Annotated in this window: 5 protein-coding genes; all 5 read right to left on the bottom strand. The window is 59.0% G+C overall.

Annotated features, from left to right (window positions below):
• Nucleotides 1-28: 28 nt before the first annotated feature.
• Nucleotides 29-901, bottom strand: a complete 873-nt coding sequence (motA, locus tag RI841_RS14155) for a flagellar motor stator protein MotA (protein ID WP_310706276.1) — start codon at nt 899-901, stop codon at nt 29-31.
• A gap of 141 nt (nt 902-1,042) precedes the next feature.
• Nucleotides 1,043-1,630 carry a flagellar transcriptional regulator FlhC gene (flhC, locus tag RI841_RS14150; protein WP_310706275.1) on the bottom strand — a complete coding sequence of 196 codons (588 nt, stop codon included), beginning with the start codon at nt 1,628-1,630 and terminating at the stop codon, nt 1,043-1,045.
• A gap of 3 nt (nt 1,631-1,633) precedes the next feature.
• A complete protein-coding gene (gene flhD / locus RI841_RS14145) occupies nt 1,634-1,960 on the bottom strand; it encodes a flagellar transcriptional regulator FlhD (protein ID WP_310706274.1) in 327 nt (108 codons plus the stop codon).
• Nucleotides 1,961-2,269: 309 nt separating this feature from the next.
• Complete coding sequence (locus RI841_RS14140) at nt 2,270-2,563, bottom strand: EscU/YscU/HrcU family type III secretion system export apparatus switch protein (RefSeq protein WP_310706273.1); 294 nt, start codon at nt 2,561-2,563, stop codon at nt 2,270-2,272.
• The coding region (locus tag RI841_RS14135) for a flagellar hook-length control protein FliK (RefSeq protein ID WP_310706272.1) at nt 2,560-3,111 on the bottom strand (552 nt) is incomplete at its 5' end. The genes RI841_RS14135 and RI841_RS14140, both read right to left, overlap by 4 nt.

Below are 3,111 nucleotides of genomic sequence, written 5' to 3'. Positions count from 1 at the left end.
CGGATGATGATGGGTCTGCGATTCGGGGTCATGCGCCGCCTTCACCTGCCTTGGCATTGCGAACGTAGTCCTCCAGCTCGGTGAAGCCGGGGCGTTCTTCGGTATGCAGCGCCTTGCGCCCGAACTCCACGGCCAGCTGAGGCGCATAACCATGCAGGCTGGCCAGCAGGGTGACCCGCATGCACTGGAAGATCTTCTCCACCTCTTTCGCCTGCCGCTCGACGCGGCTTGCCAGGGGGTTGACGAAGCCGTAGCCGGCCAGGATGCCCAGGAAGGTGCCGACCAGGGCATGGGCAATCATCTGCCCCATCTCATCGGGAGCGGCATCAGTAGTGCTTAGTGCCTTCACTACTCCCATCACCGCGGCAACGATACCGAAAGCCGGCATGGCATCCCCCACCTTGGCAATGGCATCGGCGGGGATATGCGCTTCCTGCTCGAAAACCTCGATCTCATGGAGCATCAGCTCATCGAGTTCCATGGGATCCATGCTGCCGCTCACCATCAGGCGAAGGTAATCGGTGAGGAAGGCCATGATCAGAGGGTCGGCGAGTACTCGCGGGTGTTCGTTGAATAGAACGCTCTCCCCGGGGTTATCGATGTCGCGCTCGATACCCAGCATGCCGTCTCGGCGAATCTTGGCGAGCAGCTTGTACTGCAGCGCCATCAGCTCCATGTAGAGCGCCTTGTCGTACTTGTTGGAGCGGCGAAGCCGGGCAAAGATGCGCAAGGTGGCCTTGATGGCCTTGCCGTTGTTGGCGGCGATGAAGGCCCCAATGCCGGCACCGAAGATCATCAGGAACTCCGTGGGCTGGAAGAGCGGCCCCAGATGGCCGCCCGCCAGTGCGAAGCCTCCGAACACGGAGAAGATGACGACAAGGTATCCGATGGGTATCAGCACAGCCGGTATCCCCTAGCGAGGCGATGAATGATGTCCTTCTTCGAATATCGGCTGTCACGGACGAGACTTGAGGGGGGAGGAAAAAATTGTCGTGCGGGCCGCGGGGAACATCCATCCCCGCGGGGCATTGCCGAGCGTGGTTCAGGCCAGGTGGTGGTGGGCGAGGGCGGCCGGTTGTTCTACGGCCTGGGCCTGGACACCCTCTCTCTGCTGGCGCTTGCGGGTCTTGCCAGCCCGAGAGGGTGGCTGGCAGATGCCACAGACATAGTCATGAACCGGGCTGTAGGCATGCGCCACGAAGTGGCCGGCGCAGCGGGTGCAGGTCGAGAGCTGCAACAGATCACTCTCGAAGAAGCGTACCAGGGTCCAGGCGCGAGTCAGGCCCAGCACGGTCTCGGCGTCATCGGTCTCTACCTGTTCCGCATATAGCTGATAGGCCTTGATGAAGGCTTCCATTCGCTCGCAGCCATGATCTTCCTGCAAGCGCAAGAATATGTTGTAGAAAAGCGAGGAATGGATGTTCGGCATCCAGGTGATGAACCAGTCCGTGGAGAAGGGCAGCATTCCCTTGGGCGGTGACATGCCCCGCACTTCCTTGAACAGGCGAATCAGGCGGGCCCGGCTCAGGTCGGTTTCGGTCTCCAGGACCTGAAGCCGTGCACCGAGCTCGATAAGGTCGATGGCCAGCTGCACCTGTTGCATTTCCAGTAGCAGGCTCTTGTTGGACATGCCTTACCCCTCCGCAGCGGATGAGACCGCCGGTCGGGATGCCATCAGCAGCGAGGCATGGAACTGTGCAAGACCCTGTTCCCGGGGATTATGGGTCAGTTGGCGTAGCTGCTCGGCGCTGTCATGACCAAAGTGGCAAAGCAGCTGATTGACGCGCGAAAGGCGTGTCAGCTGGCGAGCATTGAGCTCCTGGAGCAGATCCGCCATCTCGTCATCGATCTTGAGGCGAAACCTTGCTGAGGCCCGATCCTCATTGATCAGACGCTGGGCAAGCAGCAGATAGGCGAGGTTCAGCTCGTGAATCTCGTCAATTAATTTATTGATTTGCATAGTTCCCTGTCGGCTTTCAATCGTTTTGGCATGGTCTGGGCCATGTGAGGTTTTTTTTTTTGCCGTGTGCCCGTAGGTCCTCTTCCGAGGCCAGCACATCTCACCCGAGCGTATTGTCAGTGGCTGAGAAACAGATGCAATCAGCTTCAAGGGTTGCCTAGCCCTGACCGGCCGGCATTATTGGTAAGACCTGATAAAAAAGATGAGAAAAATCATGCTCATATGAGTGTATCTGCTAAGTTAAGCTTAACTTAGCAAACTGCATATGTTTACTTTAAGATACGTATTTTTACTTGGGTGGGCGGTCTTTCACGCGCGGGGCTTGTCTGGGGGCGCTTCTGGAGCGAGTTCGTATACCCAGACCAGCAGCTCTGCGATGACCTGATAGAGCCGTGGTGGAATCGCCTCGTCCAGGTCCAACTGCATCAGCAGGCCGACAAGCTCTGGTGCATCATGGACGTGAATCCCCTGGCGCCTGGCTTCCGAGATGATGCGCTCGGCGAGCTCTCCATACCCTTGCGCCACGACCCGTGGCGCGCCATCACTGTCGTGATAGGCGAGGGCAACGGCCTGACGGCGTCCCTCTTGGTCCTTGTCCGTCATGGTGTCTGTCCCTCTTCAAGCCGGTTCAGGTCGATCTTGATCTCCGCGAAGCCGTGGCCGGCCAGTCGAGTTCTCAGGCTGTCTAGGCCTTTCTCGAGTTCTTGACGAGACCGGTCATGTGCCACACGCAAATCAATTTCCACGCTGTTCGCGTTCATCCACAACGAGGCCTTCAAGCGTCCAAGGCCGGCAATATCCAGATCGATTTCTGAGTGCCAGTCTTGTTGTCTGGCGTTCCTCTGCTGCTGGTCGGTATCTTCGCCACCAGACCGGTCTTGATGTCCCGGCGGAAGCTGGATCATCAGAGCCATGAAAAGACCGCTCCAGACGTCACCTTCCCAGCGCAGTGCCGGTGTCACCAGCATCTCGAGCTGATGGCGGACGATCCCCTGCAGGCTCTCCTGAACAGCTTGACTTGTGTGAGAGCGAAGGGTGGTCTCGGGAAGCGGCTCGCGCATGTTGGCAGTGCTACCGTTTTCCATCCCGGTGGCTGATGGCGGAACGGCGGCTGGGCTGGCCTGAGGCGGCGCGTTGGTAGAGCTTGCGGC

Origin of the sequence: Halomonas sp., assembly GCF_031581305.1 — a bacterium.
GTDB lineage: Bacteria > Pseudomonadota > Gammaproteobacteria > Pseudomonadales > Halomonadaceae > Halomonas.
The sequence above is the reverse complement of the archived record's forward strand: the minus strand, read 5'-3'. Positions and strand labels throughout refer to the sequence as shown.